This is a genomic window from Bradyrhizobium sp. 604_D8_N2_3, assembly GCF_051810765.1.
GTDB lineage: Bacteria > Pseudomonadota > Alphaproteobacteria > Rhizobiales > Xanthobacteraceae > Bradyrhizobium > Bradyrhizobium barranii.
On record NZ_JBPWPM010000001.1, the window covers coordinates 886,537 to 903,979 of the forward strand.

At 65.3% G+C, this 17,443-nt stretch carries 19 protein-coding genes; 11 read left to right on the forward strand and 8 right to left on the reverse strand.

Annotated elements, in window-relative coordinates; translation table 11 throughout:
- Nucleotides 1-269 precede the first annotated feature (269 nt).
- The 4 genes from thrC to AB7245_RS04205 all read left to right on the forward strand — a co-directional run bounded on the left by thrC (nt 270) and on the right by AB7245_RS04205 (nt 4,374).
- A complete protein-coding gene (thrC, locus tag AB7245_RS04190) occupies nt 270-1,688 on the forward strand; it encodes a threonine synthase (protein ID WP_014498502.1) in 1,419 nt (472 codons plus the stop codon).
- Nucleotides 1,685-2,974: a M16 family metallopeptidase gene (locus AB7245_RS04195; RefSeq protein WP_028148714.1), complete on the forward strand. Its 1,290-nt coding sequence runs from the start codon at nt 1,685-1,687 to the stop codon at nt 2,972-2,974. Before thrC ends, AB7245_RS04195 begins: the two co-directional genes overlap by 4 nt.
- Before the next feature lie 39 nt (nt 2,975-3,013).
- Nucleotides 3,014-3,601, forward strand: coding sequence for a GNAT family N-acetyltransferase (locus tag AB7245_RS04200; protein WP_014498500.1), 588 nt, complete (start codon nt 3,014-3,016; stop codon nt 3,599-3,601).
- Nucleotides 3,602-3,720: 119 nt separating this feature from the next.
- Nucleotides 3,721-4,374, forward strand: a complete 654-nt coding sequence (locus AB7245_RS04205; protein ID WP_085402618.1) for a hypothetical protein — start codon at nt 3,721-3,723, stop codon at nt 4,372-4,374.
- A gap of 188 nt (nt 4,375-4,562) precedes the next feature.
- On the opposite strand, the gene AB7245_RS04210 is transcribed toward AB7245_RS04205, so the two are convergent.
- The 6 genes from AB7245_RS04210 to AB7245_RS04235 form a co-directional block, all read right to left on the reverse strand.
- On the reverse strand, nt 4,563-5,048 hold the full coding sequence (locus AB7245_RS04210; RefSeq protein ID WP_085402617.1) for a F0F1 ATP synthase subunit B family protein: 486 nt from the start codon (nt 5,046-5,048) through the stop codon (nt 4,563-4,565).
- A gap of 5 nt (nt 5,049-5,053) precedes the next feature.
- A complete protein-coding gene (locus tag AB7245_RS04215) occupies nt 5,054-5,617 on the reverse strand; it encodes a F0F1 ATP synthase subunit B family protein (protein WP_085402616.1) in 564 nt (187 codons plus the stop codon).
- A 60-nt stretch (nt 5,618-5,677) separates the two neighbouring features.
- Complete coding sequence (locus tag AB7245_RS04220) at nt 5,678-5,908, reverse strand: F0F1 ATP synthase subunit C (RefSeq protein ID WP_007599451.1); 231 nt, start codon at nt 5,906-5,908, stop codon at nt 5,678-5,680.
- Between the two features lie 53 nt (nt 5,909-5,961).
- Nucleotides 5,962-6,711 (reverse strand): F0F1 ATP synthase subunit A, encoded by a 750-nt coding sequence (locus AB7245_RS04225; protein WP_071916889.1) that lies wholly within the window; start codon nt 6,709-6,711, stop codon nt 5,962-5,964.
- Between the two features lie 112 nt (nt 6,712-6,823).
- Entirely contained in the window at nt 6,824-7,198 is a 375-nt protein-coding gene (locus AB7245_RS04230) for an AtpZ/AtpI family protein (RefSeq protein ID WP_063980777.1), read from the reverse strand.
- Nucleotides 7,199-7,333: 135 nt separating this feature from the next.
- On the reverse strand, nt 7,334-7,624 hold the full coding sequence (locus AB7245_RS04235) for a hypothetical protein (protein WP_167768151.1): 291 nt from the start codon (nt 7,622-7,624) through the stop codon (nt 7,334-7,336).
- Here AB7245_RS04235 and AB7245_RS04240 point away from each other — a divergent pair.
- Entirely contained in the window at nt 7,557-8,075 is a 519-nt protein-coding gene (locus AB7245_RS04240; RefSeq protein WP_085402683.1) for a hypothetical protein, read from the forward strand. The genes AB7245_RS04235 and AB7245_RS04240 overlap by 68 nt on opposite strands.
- A 160-nt stretch (nt 8,076-8,235) precedes the next feature.
- A complete protein-coding gene (locus AB7245_RS04245) occupies nt 8,236-8,709 on the forward strand; it encodes a secondary thiamine-phosphate synthase enzyme YjbQ (RefSeq protein WP_085402614.1) in 474 nt (157 codons plus the stop codon).
- A gap of 62 nt (nt 8,710-8,771) precedes the next feature.
- Here the strand turns inward: AB7245_RS04245 and AB7245_RS04250 are convergent, their stop codons facing one another.
- Nucleotides 8,772-10,397, reverse strand: a complete 1,626-nt coding sequence (locus AB7245_RS04250) for an MFS transporter (RefSeq protein WP_193560909.1) — start codon at nt 10,395-10,397, stop codon at nt 8,772-8,774.
- A gap of 343 nt (nt 10,398-10,740) precedes the next feature.
- On the opposite strand from AB7245_RS04250, the gene AB7245_RS04255 reads away from it, so the two are divergent.
- Complete coding sequence (locus AB7245_RS04255; protein WP_071917775.1) at nt 10,741-11,412, forward strand: response regulator; 672 nt, start codon at nt 10,741-10,743, stop codon at nt 11,410-11,412.
- 33 nt (nt 11,413-11,445) lie between these two features.
- Here AB7245_RS04255 and AB7245_RS04260 read toward each other — a convergent pair whose 3' ends face one another.
- A complete protein-coding gene (locus tag AB7245_RS04260) occupies nt 11,446-14,280 on the reverse strand; it encodes an ATP-binding protein (protein WP_085402612.1) in 2,835 nt (944 codons plus the stop codon).
- Nucleotides 14,281-14,479: 199 nt separating this feature from the next.
- Here AB7245_RS04260 and AB7245_RS04265 point away from each other — a divergent pair, with 199 nt between their 5' ends.
- The 4 genes from AB7245_RS04265 to AB7245_RS04280 all read left to right on the forward strand — a co-directional run bounded on the left by AB7245_RS04265 (nt 14,480) and on the right by AB7245_RS04280 (nt 17,441).
- Nucleotides 14,480-14,899 (forward strand): organic hydroperoxide resistance protein, encoded by a 420-nt coding sequence (locus AB7245_RS04265; protein WP_063980781.1) that lies wholly within the window; start codon nt 14,480-14,482, stop codon nt 14,897-14,899.
- 35 nt (nt 14,900-14,934) lie between these two features.
- Nucleotides 14,935-15,963: an alpha/beta fold hydrolase gene (locus AB7245_RS04270; protein ID WP_085402611.1), complete on the forward strand. Its 1,029-nt coding sequence runs from the start codon at nt 14,935-14,937 to the stop codon at nt 15,961-15,963.
- Between the two features lie 72 nt (nt 15,964-16,035).
- Nucleotides 16,036-16,599, forward strand: a complete 564-nt coding sequence (locus AB7245_RS04275) for a cytochrome P460 family protein (protein WP_085402610.1) — start codon at nt 16,036-16,038, stop codon at nt 16,597-16,599.
- A 17-nt stretch (nt 16,600-16,616) separates the two neighbouring features.
- The gene (locus AB7245_RS04280; RefSeq protein WP_085402609.1) at nt 16,617-17,441 is read left to right on the forward strand and encodes an SDR family NAD(P)-dependent oxidoreductase; all 825 of its coding nucleotides are present in this window, start codon (nt 16,617-16,619) and stop codon (nt 17,439-17,441) included.
- Nucleotides 17,442-17,443 lie beyond the last annotated feature (2 nt).

Genomic DNA, 17,443 nt, shown 5'->3' on the forward strand with positions numbered 1-17,443 from the left:
GGGCGCCGAGAACTTGGCCGACAGTTTTGGCGGGCCGGCAACCCGCACGAGGCAAACCGGGTCTGCACATATCAACGACAGACCTTCCAAGAGAGGGCTGCGGCATCGCCGCAGCCCTTTTTCGTTGAGCGGGGCACAGGCGGGAAGCGGTTTCCCGATGCCGCAAAACACTTTATGGTGGCCCAACGCCTCTGGCCGTTAACAAGTAGTTTCATGAAATCAAAGGCTTATGGATCTGGCTCAAGGCCGGCCGGCCTTTGGAGGGCAGTTTGACTCGCTATATCTCGACCCGGGGTGAGGCCCCAGAACTCGGCTTCTGTGACGTGATGCTGACTGGGCTTGCCCGTGACGGCGGCCTGTATGTGCCAGTGACCTGGCCCCAGCTCTCGACCGAGGCCATCGCTGGCTTCTTCGGCCGCCCCTATTGGGAGGTCGCAGTCGACGTGATCCGTCCGTTCGCAGGCGGCGAGATTTCGGATGCCGAGCTCGGCCGCATGGCGAACGAGGCCTATGCCACCTTCCGCCATCCGGCGGTGGTGCCGCTGCGCCAGATGACGCCGCATCAATTCGTGCTGGAGCTGTTCCACGGTCCGACGCTCGCCTTCAAGGACGTGGCGATGCAGTTGATCTCGCGGCTGATGGACCACGTGCTCGCCAAGCGCGGCCAGCGCACCACCATCGTGGTCGCGACCTCCGGCGACACCGGTGGCGCCGCGGTCGACGCGTTCGCGGGCCTGGAGAATGTCGATCTCATCGTGCTGTTCCCGCACGGCCGCATCTCCGAAGTGCAGCAGCGGATGATGACGACCACGGGCGCGGCCAACGTCCATGCGCTCGCCATCGAGGGCAATTTCGACGACTGCCAGGCGCTCGTGAAGGGGATGTTCAACAACCATCGCTTCCGCGATGCGACCTCGCTCTCCGGCGTCAACTCCATCAACTGGGCGCGCATCGTCGCCCAGGTGGTCTACTACTTCACCTCCGCCGTCGCCGCCGGCGCGCCGGCGCGCACGGTGGATTTCGTCGTGCCGACCGGAAATTTCGGCGACATCTTTGCCGGTTATGTCGCCAAGCGGATGGGGCTGCCGGTGCGCACGCTGCGCATCGCCGCCAACGTCAACGACATCCTGGCGCGCACGCTCAAGACCGGGATCTACGAGGTGCGCGAGGTGCACGCCACCGCGTCGCCATCGATGGACATCCAGATCTCCTCGAATTTCGAGCGGCTGCTGTTCGAGGCCGGCCGGCGCGATGCGGCCGGCGTGCGCCGTCTGATGGACTCGCTGAAGCAGTCGGGGCGCTTCGTGTTGCCTGACGCGATGCTGGCCGCAATCCGTGAAGAATTCGACGCCGGCCGGGCCGACGAGACCGAAACCGCAGCCGCGATCCGCGCCGCCTGGCGCGAGGCGGGCGAGCTGGTCGATCCCCATACCGCGGTCGCGCTTGCTGTCGCTGACCGCGACACCACCGATACGACGGTGCCCAGCATCGTGCTCTCCACCGCCCATCCGGCCAAATTCCCCGATGCGGTCGAGGCAGCCTGCGGCCAGCGGCCGCAATTGCCCGCCTGGCTCGACGGTCTCATGACCAAATCCGAACACATGAAGGTGATGAAGAACGATCAGGCCGAGGTCGAGCGGTTCGTGCTGTCGGTCAGCCGGGCCGCAAAACAGGGAGTTGCCGGATGAGTGTCGAGATGTCCAAGCTTGCCTCCGGCCTGACCGTCGTCACCGACGAGATGCCCCATCTCGAGACCGCGGCGCTCGGCGTCTGGGCCGGCGTTGGCGGGCGCGACGAGAAGCCGAACGAGCACGGCATCTCGCATCTGCTCGAGCACATGGCGTTCAAGGGCACGACCAAGCGCTCCTCGCGCGAGATCGTCGAGGAGATCGAGGCGGTCGGCGGCGACCTCAATGCCGGCACCTCGACCGAGACCACGTCCTATTATGCGCGGGTGCTGAAGGCCGACGTGCCGCTCGCGCTCGACGTACTCGCCGACATCCTCGCCAATCCCGCTTTCGAGCCCGACGAGCTCGAGCGCGAGAAGAACGTCATCGTGCAGGAGATCGGTGCCGCGCAGGACACGCCCGACGACGTCGTGTTCGAGCATCTCAACGAGCTCTGCTATCCCGACCAGCCGATGGGCCGCTCGCTGCTCGGCACCGCCAAGACCCTGCGCGCCTTCAACCGCGACATGCTGCGCGGCTATCTGTCGACGCATTATCGCGGCCCCGACATGGTGGTGGCGGCAGCCGGCGCGGTCAATCACAAGCAGGTCGTCGCCGAGGTCGAGAAGCGCTTTGCGAGCTTCGAAGGGACGCCGGGTCCGAAGCCGCAAGCCGCCCAGTTCGGCAAGGGCGGCGCCAAGGTGGTGCATCGCGAGCTCGAGCAGGCGCATCTGACGCTGGCGCTGGAAGGCGTGCCGCAGAGCGATCTGTCGTTATTCTCGCTCCAGGTCTTCACCAACATCCTCGGCGGCGGGATGTCGTCGCGGCTGTTCCAGGAGGTGCGCGAGAAGCGCGGCCTCTGCTACTCCATCTACTCGTTCCACGCGCCCTACACCGACACGGGCTTCTTCGGCCTCTACACCGGCACCGATCCGGCCGACGCGCCGGAGATGATGGAGGTCGTGGTCGATATCATGAATGATTCGGTGGAGACGCTGACCGAGGCCGAGATCGCGCGGGCCAAGGCGCAGATGAAGGCGGGCCTCCTGATGGCGCTGGAGAGCTGCTCGTCCCGCGCCGAGCAGCTGGCCCGGCATGTGCTGGCCTATGGCCGGCCGCAGACGGTCGAGGAACTGGTGGCCCGGATCGACGCCGTCAGCGTCGAATCAACCCGGGATGCCGCGCGTGCGCTGCTTTCGCGGAGCCGCCCTGCAGTTGTCGCATTGGGCAGTGGCAGGGGTCTGGACACGGCGGTATCTTTTGCGGAAGGATTGACCCGGGCACGTGCCAAGGCGCGGCTGCATTAGGAGCCGCGCACGGGCTGATCTGCCCCGGGAAGCATCACCATGGCCCTGTTTCGCCTGCCATCCAGTGGACCCGCCGCCCTCGCGCCGCGCGGCAACGGCCTGTTGCTGCGCGCGCCGCAGATGTCGGACTTCATACAGTGGGCGCATTTGCGCGAGTCCAGCCGCGACTATCTCACGCCCTGGGAGCCGATCTGGCCGTCGGATGACCTGACCCGGTCCGGCTTCCGCCGCCGCCTGCGGCGCTATTCCGAGGACATCGCCGCGGACCGCTCCTATCCCTTCCTGATCTTCCGTGAGCTCGATGGCGCCATGGTTGGCGGCATCACGCTCGCCAATGTCCGCCGTGGCATCGTCCAGGCCGGCACCATCGGCTATTGGGTCGGCAAGCCTCATGCCCATCGCGGTTACATGACGGCGGCGCTCCGGGTGCTGCTGCCGACGCTGTTCGGCGAGCTCAATCTGCACCGGGTCGAGGCCGCCTGCATCCCGACCAATGCGCCGTCGATCCGGGTGCTGGAGAAGTGCGGCTTCTCCCGCGAGGGCCTGGCGCGCCGCTATCTCTGCATCAACGGGGTCTGGCAGGACCACCTGCTGTTCGGCCTGCTGCACGAGGATTTCCGCGGCTGAGCTGCCGCTCGTGCTGCCAAAGTCTCCTTGTTTGCTGCCTTGGGTTCGCCGATTTTGGCGATATAAACCGCTGGCCGGCCGGCGATCGGCTGGAGGATGGTCATGGAGTATGGGCGTTGATGGTGAAGAAGCTTCGGTCATCGCGGAATGCGTTGCGGCGGGGTACGGGGATCGCGCTGGCGTTGTCGGTTGCCCTCGCCGCCGTCTCGCCGGTGGCGGCCCAGTCGCTCACCGACCGCTTCAAGAGCCTGTTCGGCGGCAAGTCCGACGAGCCGGCCCAGCCCGCGCCGGCGCCGGCACCCGGCCAGCCGGCGGCCGACGACGTCGATTGTCCGCAGGTCACGGTGCGCGCCGGGGCCTCGACCTACGCGGTCGGCGCCGCCGGCAAGCCGGCCGTCGGCAATGAGATCCGCTTCCAGGCCACGATCACCAAGATGGCGCGTGAATGTACCCGGAATGGCGGCGATATCACGGCCCGGATCGGCATCCAGGGCCGTGTCATCGCCGGTCCCGCCGGTGCGCCTGCGACCGTCGAGGTGCCCTTGCGCATTGCCGTGGTGCAGGGCGGCGTCGGCGAGAAGGTGATCGCCTCGAAGGCGTACCGGACCACGGTCGAGATGTCGGAGGGCGGCAGCGTGCCCTTCACCTTCATCGCCGAGGATCTGGCCTATCCGGTGCCCTCGGCCAAGATCGCCGATTCCTACATCTTCTATGTCGGCTTCGACCCGCAGGCGCTCTCGCCCGAGCCAAAGGCAAGGCCGAAGAAGAAATAGCTTCGCTGTCATGCCCCGCGAAGGCGGGGCATCCAGTACGCCGCGGCTTCTCCGTATCCCATTGCTGTCTCTGGAATACTGGATCACCCGCCTTCGCGGGTGATGACACCTGATTTGCGGCTACAGGCCTGCCCAACAAAAAAGCCGGCGCTCGCGCGCCGGCTTTTTGATTGGTGAGGCGAAACCCCTCAGTTCAGCTTCTGCCGAACCTCGTTGATGCCCTTGGCGAGCAGGTCGTCGGCGACCTGGCCCTTGACCGACTGCGACAGGATCGTGGAGGCGGCCTGGACGGCGGCTTCCGCGGCTGCGGCGCGGACATCGGCCACCGCCTGGGCCTCGGCGAGCGCGATCTTGCTCTCCGCGGTCTTGGTGCGGCGGGCGACGAAGTCTTCCATCTTCGCCTTGGCCTCGGTCGCGATGCGCTCGGCTTCGGACTTGGCGTTGGCGATGATGTCGGCAGCCTCGCGCTCGGCCGTGGCGCTGCGCGCCTTGTAGTCGGCGAGCACCTTGGCCGCTTCCTGCTTGAGGCGCGTCGCGTCGTCGAGCTCGGCCTTGATGCGGTCGGCGCGGTGGTCGAGCGCAGTCGTCACCTTCTTGAAGACCCCGAGATAGCCGAACAGGACCATCAGGATCACGAAGGCGATGGCGACCCAGGTTTCAGGATCGAAGAACATATCGACTAACCCTTCAAGGACGCGTCAACGGCAGTGCTGACCGAGGCTGCGTCCGGAACGATACCGGTGAGCTGCTGCACGATCTGGCCTGCCGCATCGGCCGCAATGCCGCGGACGTTGCTCATGGCCGTCGTGCGGGTCGAGGCGATGGTCTTTTCCGCCTCGGCGAGCTTGACCGCCAGTTGCTCTTCAAGCGCCTTGCGCTCGGCTTCCGCCTGCGCATTCGCCTTGTCGCGGGATTCGTTGCCGATCGCCTGCGCGCGCGAACGTGCCGAAGCAAGCTCACCCTCATAGGCCTTCAGCGCCGCGTCGGACTGGTCCTTCAGCTTCTGCGCTTCGGCGAGGTCACCCTCGATCTTGTTTTGACGTGCCTCGATCGCACCGCCGACGCGCGGCAGAGCGAGCTTGGACACGATCACGTAAAGCGCGACGAAGAAGATCGCGAGTGACACCAGCTGTGAAGCATAGGTGCCGCTCTCGAAAGGCGGAAAACCGCCACCGTGACCGCCTTCGGACTCGGTGTGGGCGCCCGCCGCCGGACTTTTCGCCCCGCCATGACTCTCAGCCATGGATTACTCCTGTTGCCGTCATGCGCGCCGCTTCGGTCGAAGCGGCGCGAAACATCGTCCTCAGAGCGGAACGAACAGCAGCAGCAGCGCGATCAGCAGCGAGAAAATGCCAAGCGCTTCGGTCACGGCGAAGCCGAAGATCAGGTTGCCGAACTGGCCCTGAGCGGCCGACGGATTGCGAACGGCCGCGGCAAGGTAGTTGCCGAAGATCACGCCCACGCCGACGCCCGCGCCGCCCATGCCGATGCATGCGATGCCCGCGCCGATAAGTTTTGCTGCTGCCGGATCCATTTTAGACTCCTTGGAAGAAAGATTGGGTTGTGGGTGGAAATTCCCCGGACCGCTCAGTGTCCCGGATGAATGGCGTCGTTCAGGTAGATGCAGGTCAGGATCGCAAACACATAGGCCTGCAGGAACGCGACCAGAATCTCGAGAGCGTACAGCGCGACCGTGAGCGCCAGCGGCAGCACGCCGCCGACCCAGCCGAGCGCGCCGAGCGAGAAGCCGAGCATGGCGACGAAGCCCGCGAAAACCTTGAGCGCGATGTGGCCGGCCAGCATGTTGGCGAACAGACGGACGCTGTGGGAGACCGGCCGCAGGAAGAACGACAGGATCTCGATGAACATCACCAGCGGCAGGATGTAGCCGGGGACGCCGTGAGGCACGAAGATCGAGAAGAATTTCAGGCCGTTCTTGGCGACGCCGTAGATCAGCACGGTGAAGAAGACCAAAAGCGCGAGCGCGGCCGTCACGATCAGATGGCTCGAGATCGTGAAGGTATAGGGGATGATGCCGACCAGGTTCGAGACGCAGATGAACATGAACAGCGAGAAGATCAGCGGGAAGAACTTCATGCCTTCCGCGCCGGCCGTCGAACGGATGGTCGAGGCGACGAATTCGTAGGAGATCTCGGCGACCGACTGGAGGCGCCCGGGAACCAGCTGCGTGCCACTGGCAAGCATCAGGAACGAGATGATCGCCACCGCCACCAGCATGTAGAGCGACGAATTGGTGAAGGCGATCGTGTGATTGCCGATATGGCCCAGGGTGAAGAGAGGCTCGATGTTGAACTGGTGGATCGGGTCGATTTTCATCAGCGCGGCATCTCTTGGTCTGCCGGGCAATGCCGGCGGGTCTCGGTCTGCCGGCCGGGCCGGCCCGTACCGGCATGGCCGGCACGATCATTCCTCTGTTGGTGCGGATCGCTTAAGAATCACCGCGCCTGTTTTGACCCGCGCCTGCCGTTCTCACCACATTCACCACGCCGGCCACGAAGCCCAGCAGCAGGAACACGATAAATCCGAAAGGCGACGTCGACAGCAAGCGGTCGAAACCCCAGCCAATCCCCGCTCCGACAACGACCCCGGCGACCAACTCGGAGGATAACCGGAAACCAAGCGCCATCGCCGAAGCTCTGGCCGCTCTGTCTTCACCGTCACCTGCGGGTTGCTCGGTCTTGATTCGTCGGTCCCGGAATTCGGACAACCGCTGATCAAGATTTCCGAGCCGTTCGGAAAGCGCAGCTTCCTCGGACGATCTATCGCGATCCCCATTCTCGCCGTGTCCCGTGCCCTGTGTCATGCAACGAAGACCCGAAACGCCGCGGCTGAATGGAAATTACGCCCGCCACCCTCAAAAGCCGCGCGGACCATACTGATGGCCCATAATCAAGTCAAGCCAAGTCACGATTGCGTCGCGTTCTATTATGTATCTGATTTACTTGATGATATTGGCGCGCCCGGCAACGCTGCACACAGCGTGACGCCGCACCGCAGCAGCTCTCTTCATGATCGGCGAATGCGACCACCATTTCGTCCTGCCGGCGGGATCAAAGGGATTGCCGCGATCGTTGATATCGGTGGCGCGTTTTGGGCGGCAGATCGCCTCGCCGCGGTGTAGAATTGAAGAGAGCCACAGAAGCGCCATGGCGGAGAGCGCGATGAGACCAGCAAATTCATCCACAGCATCATGGCTTGCAGCGGCGGTATTCGCCGCGATGATGACCATCGGCGGCGGCCTGGTTACCGCACAGTCCGCGCCCGACAGCGAAAACGGCCGCTACAGCATGACGCCCATCCCCGAAGGCGTGCTGCGGCTCGACACCCGCACCGGCACGGTATCGACCTGCAGCAGGAATGGCGCCGGCTGGGCCTGTTACGCGGTGCCCGACGAACGCACCGCGCTCGACGCCGAGATCGGCCGGCTCCAGGCCGAAGTCGAGAAGCTGAAGGGGCAGATCGCGGCGGGGCCGACCGTGTCCGGCAAGATCGACGAGGCGCTGCCGAAATCCGATCCGCTCAAGAAGGACCCGAAGGTCGCCGAGGGGGACCGCAAGATCGAGATTCCGCTGCCCAGCGACCAGGATGTCGATCGGGTGATGTCGTTCCTGGAAAAGGCCTGGCGCCGGCTGATCGACATGGCCAACCGCGTGCAGAAGGACGTCTCGGGGAAGATTTGAGGACCTCTTCGCGCTATCCATGCGTTGAGCTGCCGTAGGGTGAGCAAAGGCGTTCTTACGCCGTGCCCACCATGTTTCCACCGTGACGTTAGAAGACGTGGGCACGTCGCTACGCGCCTTTGCCCACCCTACGGCGGCATTCCGAGTTGAGAGATCTTTCATGACATCAGGCAAATCCGTCACGCGCTCGGCGCCATCGTCGGTGCAAGCCACCACCGTCGCATCGTCACTGCTGACCGTGCAGACGCCCGGCCGCGGCTTCACGGATCTCACCAGCGAAGCCGCGAAGTTCATCAATGAGGTTCAGGCGCGCGATGGCGCGCTGACGCTGTTCATCCGGCACACCTCGGCTTCGCTGACGATCCAGGAGAACGCCGATCCGTCCGTGCTCGTCGATCTCACCACGTCGCTGTCCAGGCTCGCGCCTGAAAACGGCGGCTGGACGCACGACACCGAGGGACCGGACGACATGCCGGCGCATATCAAGACGATGCTAACCGGGGCCTCGCTTCAGGTCCCGATCCTGAACGGCAAGCTCGCGCTCGGTACGTGGCAGGCGATCTACCTGATCGAGCACCGCAGGCGCCCGCACCGGCGCGAGGTGGTGCTGCAATTCATCGGCAGCAATCACTGATCCCAAAACAAAACCGGCCGCGGAGACCGCGGCCGGTTCGTATTGTCGATCGCTGCTGTCGATCAGGTCGCCTTGATGTCGACGTCCTTGGTCTCGGGCAGGAAGAAGAAGCCGATCACGACGGTAATCGATGCGAAGATGACCGGATACCAGAGACCCGCATAGATATCGCCTGTAGAAGCCACGATCGCGAACGCGGTCGCGGGCAGCAGGCCGCCGAACCAGCCGTTACCGATGTGGTAGGGCAGCGACATCGAGGTGTAGCGGATGCGGGTCGGGAACAGTTCGACCAGCATCGCGGCGATCGGGCCGTACACCATGGTGACGAAGATCACCAGGATGAACAGCAGCCCGACGGTCGCGGCCACCTGCGGACGGAAGATGTCGAACGGATGCGACATCTTCACGATGCCCGCATCGCCCGGCTTCGGATAGCCAGCTGCCTGCACTGCGGCGAGCAGCGCGGGATTGCCGTCCTTGGCGTTGGCGTAGGCGATGTCCTTGCCGTTGACCACCACCTTCACGCCGGAGCCGGCCGGGCCGGGCACGGTCGAGTACCTGACCGACGCGCCCGACAGGTAGGCGCGTGCGGTGTCGCAAGGCGCGCTGAAGACGCGGGTGCCGACCGGGTTGAACAGGTCGCCGCAACCCGCGGGATCCGCCATCACGTCGACCTTTACCGACTCGATCGCCTTTTCCAGCGCCGGGTTGGCGTTGGTGGTGATCATCTTGAAGATCGGGAAGAAGGTCAGCGCGGCGATCAGACAGCCCCCGAGGATGATTGGCTTGCGGCCGATCTTGTCGGAGAGCACGCCGAACACGATGAAGAAGCCGGTGCCGAGCAGCAGCGACCAGGCGATCAGGAGGTTAGCGGTATAGCCGTCGACCTTCAGGATCGATTGCAGGAAGAACAGCGCGTAGAACTGGCCGGTGTACCAGACCACGCCCTGGCCCATCACGCCGCCGAGCAGCGCGAGCAGAACGAGCTTGCCGTTCTGCCAGTTGCCGAAGGCTTCCGTCAGCGGCGCCTTCGAGCTCTTCCCCTCGTCCTTCATCTTCTGGAAGATCGGGGATTCGCTGAGGCGGAGCCGGATCCAGACCGAGATGCCGAGCAGCAGCACCGAGACCAGGAACGGGATGCGCCAGCCCCAGGCCGCGAAATCGGCCTCGCCGATCGCGCTGCGAGTGAACAGGATCACCAGCAGCGACAGGAACAGGCCGAGCGTGGCGGTCGTCTGAATGAACGAGGTGTAATAGCCGCGCTTGCCGTTCGGCGCGTGCTCCGCGACATAGGTCGCCGCACCGCCATATTCACCGCCGAGCGCCAGGCCCTGGGCGAGGCGCAGCGCGATCAGGATGATCGGGGCCGCGATGCCGATGGTCGCCGCATTGGGCAGCAGGCCGACGATGAAGGTCGACAGACCCATGATCAGGATGGTGACGAGGAAGGTGTATTTGCGGCCGACGATGTCGCCGACGCGCCCGAACACGATGGCGCCGAACGGACGGACGAGGAAGCCCGCGGCGAAGGCCAGCAGCGCGAAGATGTCGCGGGTTGCTGGCGGATAGGCCGAGAAGAACTGCGCGCCGATGATGCCGGCCAGCGAACCGTAGAGGTAGAAGTCGTACCACTCGAAGACGGTACCGAGCGAGGAGGCGAGAATGACGAACCGTTCGTCCTTCGTCATTCCTCCCGCGCCCGCTTGAGACACAGCCATTGTCGACATGTTGAGTCGCTCCCCGAAATGCGTTTCCTCGCGCCCCGGATATCCGGTCGTGCCGGATCAACCCAGGTCTTGGCTCCAAGGTAACATCGGCGTGAAACCCGCCCCAATACGACTTTCGGCCTTGCGCACTGACGCGCACCTGACGCCGCGGACCTTTCAATCCGGCACGATCGCGCTCGACCATGGGTTAACCCCGTTCCCGCAAAGGGATAATGCCCACTTGCATGCCACGGCCGGTCGGGAAAGAATTGACCAAGGCCCCGGGCCGGCCTACTGGCCCGGTGTGAATGCCAGCAAGAGAACGATGAGCGCTCCTTCGACCCATCTCGTCATTGCCGATGACCATCCCCTGTTCCGCGACGCGTTGCGGCAAGCGGTGGCGGGCGTCCTGACCTCGGCCAGGATCGACGAAGCGGGATCGTTCGAGGATCTCACCAAGCTGCTGGAACAGACATCCGACGTCGATCTGGTCCTGCTCGACCTCTCGATGCCCGGGATCTCCGGCTTTTCCGGGCTGATCTATCTGCGCGCGCAGTACCCGGCCATCCCGGTGGTGATCGTCTCGGCCTCCGACGACAGCGCCACGATTCGCCGCTCGCTCGATTTCGGCGCCTCCGGCTTCATCCCGAAGCGATTCGGCGTCGAGACCTTGCGCGACGCGATCCTCAAGGTGATGGAGGGGGACGTCTGGGTTCCCACCGACACCGATCTATCGGCTGCCGCCGATCCCGACATGACGCGCCTGCGTGACCGCCTGGTGACGCTGACGCCGCAGCAGGTCCGGGTCTTGATGATGCTGTCGGAGGGCCTCCTCAACAAGCAGATCGCCTATGAGCTCGGCGTCTCCGAAGCCACCATCAAGGCGCACGTCTCGGCGATCCTGCAAAAGCTCGGCGTCGAGAGCCGCACGCAGGCGGTGATTGCCGCGGCGAAGATCGCCGGCGGCCAGTGGAAGCAGGGCACCCCGACGGGATAAGCCCGTCGTTCCGGCGCGCACTGCCAACCTGTGTCACCCCAGGAGCCTTTTGGCGGCCCTGATATCCGCAGTTTCGGAGCCCTCGGCAAAGCCCTCGAGCGCCGACTGCAGCAACCGCTTCGCTTCCTCACACCGGCCACGTTCAGCAAGGAACTCGGCGAGATCGATCGCAGCCCGCAGCTCCCAGGCTTTTGCACCGTTGCGACGGCTCAGTTCCAACGACTGCATCAGGTGGTTTTCGGCCTCTCCACGGTTCGGCTCCGGCAGTGACAGCAACACATTGCCCTTCATGCGCAGCAGCTCGGGCATGTAGAGATGGTCGCCGCCTTGCTCGACGAGGCCGATCGCGTCGTCGATCAGGCGCGCGCTCCGCTCGATCTGCCCGAGCGCCAACAAGCCATGCACGAGTGCGATGTTGAAGGTCGTGGTGAGCAGCTCGTAGCCGGCGTCGTGGAGCTCTCGCAGACAGGCCCGTATCGTCTCGACGCCGCCAGCGGCGTCGCCGCGCCGGATCGCCAGCTCGCCTTTGACGCCGCGGCCGACCGCGAGATAAGGGCCCATCGAGCGCGTTTCGGCATGTGCGATGAAGCGGTCGAGGTTCTCTTCCGCGCCGTCGAGATCCCCGCTCCAGAGATCGATCGAGACCGCCCAGATCAGCGCGATGCAGAGCGTGATCGGATGGTCCATCTGCGCGGCCTCGGTGACCGTCTGCCGCGCCAGTTGCCGCGCAGCCGCCGGCCGGCCCTGCAACCAAAGCTCGCGCGCGAGCGAGATGCCGGCCCGGTTGCGGTGATCGAAGCCGTGGACCGTGCTGATCCGCTCCGTGCCCGGCCCGTGCCAGGCGGCCTCCAGCATGCTCAGGGCGTCGCGATGCTCGCCGGCCAGATGCAAGGAGACACCCAGCAGCGAATGGGCGAGCGCGATGGAGGCGGCATCGCCGAGCGTCTCGGCGACCGTGAGGCTCTGCTGCGCATAACCGAGCGCGGCGTCGAACTGTCCCATCCGCTCATGGAAGATGTGCATGCGGCCGAGCAGCTGGAGCTGGTTCGTCGCGTCGCCGCGCGCCTCGGCGATCGCCAGGCTCCTGCTCAGGGCGGCACGCGCAGCCTCGCTGCCGCCACGCGTGAACATCAAGGTCAATCCGAGGGCGGCCTGGATGTGCATTTCCTCGGCGCTGCCGCGCGAGGGCGGATCGATCGCAAGCAGCGCCCGTTCCGACCAGCGCCGGCATTCGATCAGCAGCGACATGGCGAGAAAGATCGGAGCCGCCGCGGCGGCGAGCGCAATGCCGATGCCGACATCGCCGCCCGTGCCGAAGCACCAGTCCAGCGCGGCGCGCACGTTGTGAAGCGCGGAGAAATGGATCGCGCGTTCGTCGGCGCTCGGCACGGTCGCCCATGTCGTGCCGGCCTGCTCCAGCCATCGCCGGTAGTAGGTTGCGTGGCGGGCGGCAAGCGCGGTCTCGTTCGGCTCGATATCGAGCAGATAGGCGCGCGTCGTGTCGAGCAGACGGTAGCGCATCATGGCGCCGACCGGTCGCGGCGCGACCATCGACTTGGCGACCAGGCTGTCGATGGCATCGAACAGGCGCGAGCGGTCGACGCGCTCGTCCGGCACGATTTCGAGCGCGGCGTCGATGGTGAAGTGACCGGCGAAGACGGCAAGCCGGCGCAGCACGAGGCGCTCGGTGTCGGACAGGAGCCCGTAGCTCCAGTCCAGTGTCGCTTGCAACGTCTTCTGTCGCGGCGGCGCGGTGCGCTGGCCCTGCCAGAGCAGATTGAGGCGTTCGTCGAGCAGTGCGGCCGTCTGCTCCAGGCCGTAGGCCTCGACCCGGCCGGCGGCGAGCTCGATCGCCAGCGCCATGCCGTCGAGCTTGCGGCAGATACCGGCGACGATCGCGGCATTGGCATCGTCGAGCGCGATCTGCGCGCCGCCGGCCATGGCACGTTCGAGGAAGAGCTGAAGCGCGGGATAAGTTTGCGCGGCTGCCGCGGTCAGCCCGGGATTGTCAGGCGGAACGGCGAGCGGCGCCAATCGATAAACCTGCTCGCCCTCGACACGCAGGGCCTCGCGGCTCGTGGCGAGGATATGGACATGGGGCGCCGCGTGAAAGATTTCGGCTGCCAGCGGCGCCGCGGCGGCGATGACGTGCTCGCAATTGTCCAGGATCAGCAGCATCCGCTTGTCCCCGAGATGCGCGAGCAGTGCAGGCAGGGGATCGTCGGTCTGCGCCGGCAAGCCCAGCATCAGCAGAATCGAGGTGATCACGAGATCGGGATCGCTGAGCGCGGCGAGGTCGACGAAATGCGCGGCGTCGGAGAAAGTCTCGAGCAGGTCGTGCGCGATCGCCACCGCAACGGCGGTCTTGCCGACGCCGCCCGGGCCGACGATCGTGACGAAGCGCGAGCCGATGAGCTTGTTGGAGACGGCGGCGACCGCATCGTCGCGCCCGACCATCCGTTGCAGCCGGTTCGGCAGCTTGACGGGTGGTAATTCCGTCCGCTGCGCGGGACGCCGCTCTGCCGCGATTTCCGCGTTCGAGATCGGCGCCACGAAGCAATAGCCGCGGCCGGAGAGCGTGGTGATGTAGCGGGCGCCGTCCTTGCCGTCGCCGAGCGCCTTGCGCAGGGCTGCGACGTGAAAGCGCAGATTGGCTTCTTCGACGGTCAGCCCGGGCCACACCAGCGCCATCAGGTCCCATTTGCTGACGACCTCGTTTGGCCGCGACATCAGCGCGATCAGCGTGTCGAAGGCCTTCGCGCCGAGCGGCAGCGCGACGCCGTCGCGCATCACGAGCCTTTCATGCGATGTCACGGTGAATGGCCCGAACGATTGGGTTCCCGTTGCGGTGCCGGCCGACTCGGTCATGGCGAAATGTTGTCCTTTCAAACGGACCGGATAGCCAGATGATCGCAATCCGGCAAGGCCGCACCTGCATCGGCATCAGACCGCTGATGCAGGCCTTGTGGCGGGACTGTGCGCCGGGGCCTCACAACTTCTCACAAGTCCAAACGGGAGTCCTGCCGCCGCCGCTGCTAGTCAGTTGCGCGACGGCAAGGAGACCTTCATGACGCAAGCGGCAAAATTGCTCTACACGGCCAGCACCCACACCAGCGGCGGACGACACGACGGCATATCGCGCAGCTCCGACGGCCGCCTCGACGTCAAGCTGTCGCCGCCGGGCGGCACAGGCATCGGCACCAATCCTGAGCAATTGTTCGCGGCCGGCTGGTCGGCCTGCTTCGAAGGCGCGATGGAGATCGCTGCCCGCAAGCGCAAGATCGAGCTTCCCCGGAAATGCGCGATCGATGCGGAGATCGATCTCGTGCTCGACGAGGGCGCCTATTCGCTCAGCGCGCGCCTCAACGTCAGCCTGCCGGGCCTCGACCGCGAGATCGCGCGCGGCATCGTCGATGAGGCGCACCAGACCTGCCCTTATTCCAAGGCCGTCCGCGGCAATATCGACGTCACGGTCGCGCTGATCTGACGGACATCACCAACTATCAACAAGGTAGCACCACCATGAAACAGATCATCGACCAGCACCGCCGCAAATTTTTCGGCGTCGCCGCGGGAACCGTCGCCGTCGGTCTCGGTGTCATCGACCTCGCCCGTGCCGAAACGGACGCGCCGAAGTCGTCCGCATCGAATGCGTCGTTCGGTCCGATCAAGCAGATCGACGCCGGCGCCCTCAATGTCGGTTATGCGGAGGCAGGTCCCTCGAACGGTCCCGTGGCGATCCTGTTGCACGGCTGGCCTTACGACATTCACGCGTTCGTCGATGTCGCGCCGATCCTGGCAAAGGCCGGCTATCGCGTGATCATCCCGTACCTGCGCGGCTACGGCTCGACGCATTTCCTTTCCAGCGAGACGCCGCGCAACGGCGAGCCCGCCGCCATGGCCGTCGACATCATCGCGCTGATGGACAAGCTCGACATCAAGAAGGCTGTTATCGCCGGGTTCGACTGGGGCGCGCGCACCGCCGATATCATCGCTGCGTTGTGGCCGGATCGCTGCCGTGCGCTGGTGTCGGTCAGCGGCTATCTGATCTCCAGCCAGGCCGCAGGCAACGCGCCGCTGCCGCCGTCGGCCGAGCTGCAATGGTGGTACCAGTTCTATTTCGCGACCGAGCGCGGCCGAGCCGGATACGAGAAGTACACGCATGATTTCGCAAAACTGATCTGGAAGCTCGCCTCGCCGCAATGGAAGTTCGACGACGCGACCTTTAGCCGGAGCGCTGCGGCGCTGGACAACAAGGATCATGTCGCCATCACGATCCACAATTACCGCTGGCGGCTCGGGCTCGCCCAGGGCGAAGCGAAATACGAGGAGCTCGAAAAGAAGCTCGCCGCAGCTCCGGTGATCAGCGTCCCGACGATCACGATGGAGGGCGACGCCAACGGTGCGCCGCATCCCGACCCCAGCGCCTATGCCAAGAGGTTCTCAGGCCGGTACGACTTCCGCCTGATCACCGGCGGCATCGGCCACAATCTGCCGCAGGAAGCGCCGCAAGCCTTCGCCAAGGCCGTCATCGACGCCGACGGCGCCTGAGCGTTCATTCGATGCCTCGGTCCAGCGCGGCTGGACCGAGGCTATGCCGCGCTCCCAGCATGAAGGAACGTCATGACGTCCATCGAACCTGAAATGAAAAAGCGCTCTTATGCGACGGCTCTCACGCTTGCCGCGCTCCTTCTCGTCGTTCTCCTGACTTGCGTGCCCTACTTGGTCTCGATCGCTCTCGCCGAGGGGCCGGCACAAGGCAACACGGCAGACGCATCGCCGATCTTCGGCGTCACGATTCCTGCGGGTTACAAGCAGTGGGAGCTGATCGCGCCCGCCGAGGAGGCGGCGCCACTCGACGAGCTTCGCGCCGTTGTCGGCAACCAGACGGCAATCGACGCTTATCAGGCCGGCAAGCTTCCGTTCCCCGATGGCACCATTCTGGTCAAGCGCGCGTGGAAGCGGAAACAGTCACCGGAATTCGCATCCGCGACGATCCCCGGCGCGGCCACCACGGTGCAGGTGATGGTCAAGGATTCCAGGAAATATGCGTCCACCGGCGGCTGGGGATTCGGCCGCTTCATCAATGGCAAGCCGGTCGACGAGGCCCAGCACCGCACCTGCTTCACCTGCCACGACGCCCGCGCCAAGAGCCACGACTACGTCTTCACCCGGCTTGCGCCCTGAGCGGTCAGGAGCCCACCGTGTCAAAGATCTGGTTCATCAGCGGCAGCTCACGCGGGCTCGGACGCGCCATCACGGAAGCCGCGCTTGCGGCGGGCCACCGGGTGGTTGCCACTGCCCGGAATCTCGGTCCGCTCGAATCGATGCGGGAACGCTTTGGGGAAAGACTGCGGCTCGCAACGCTCGACGTGACTGACGAGGCGGCCGCGCAAGTGGCCATCGGCCTCGCCGTGGAGGCGTTCGGCGGCGTCGATGTGGTCGTGAACAATGCCGGCTATGGCGATCTCGGATCGGTCGAGGATACGAGCCTGGCCTCGTTCCGTCAGCAGATCGAGGTCAATCTGCTCGGCACCATCATCGTCACCAAGGCGGCGATCCCCGTGCTGCGCCGGCAGCGCCGCGGGCATATCGTGCAGTTCTCGTCCGTCGGCGGACGGATCGGAGCCCCCGCACGCGCGGCCTATTCAGCCGCAAAATGGGGCATCGAGGGCTTTTCGGAATCGCTGGCGCGCGAGATGGCGTTGATCGGCGTGCACGTGACGATCGTCGAACCCGGCGGCTTCCGTACCGGCTTTGCGCAGTCAGCGCATGCGACCGGCGAAGGGCGGGCGGAGTACGATGCCGTCGTTGGCGCGGCCGTCAGGATGCAGCGCGATTATGATGGCCGCCAGCCTGGCGATCCGGCGAAGGCCGCCGCACTTGTGCTGAAGCTCGTCGACATGGACAGCCCACCGCTGCGGATCGCGTTCGGCAGCGACGCCGTGAACGCCATCGCGGCGACGGACCGGCAACGCCTCGACGAGCTCGAGAAGTGGCGCGCGCTCAGCGTCTCGACCGACTACTGACC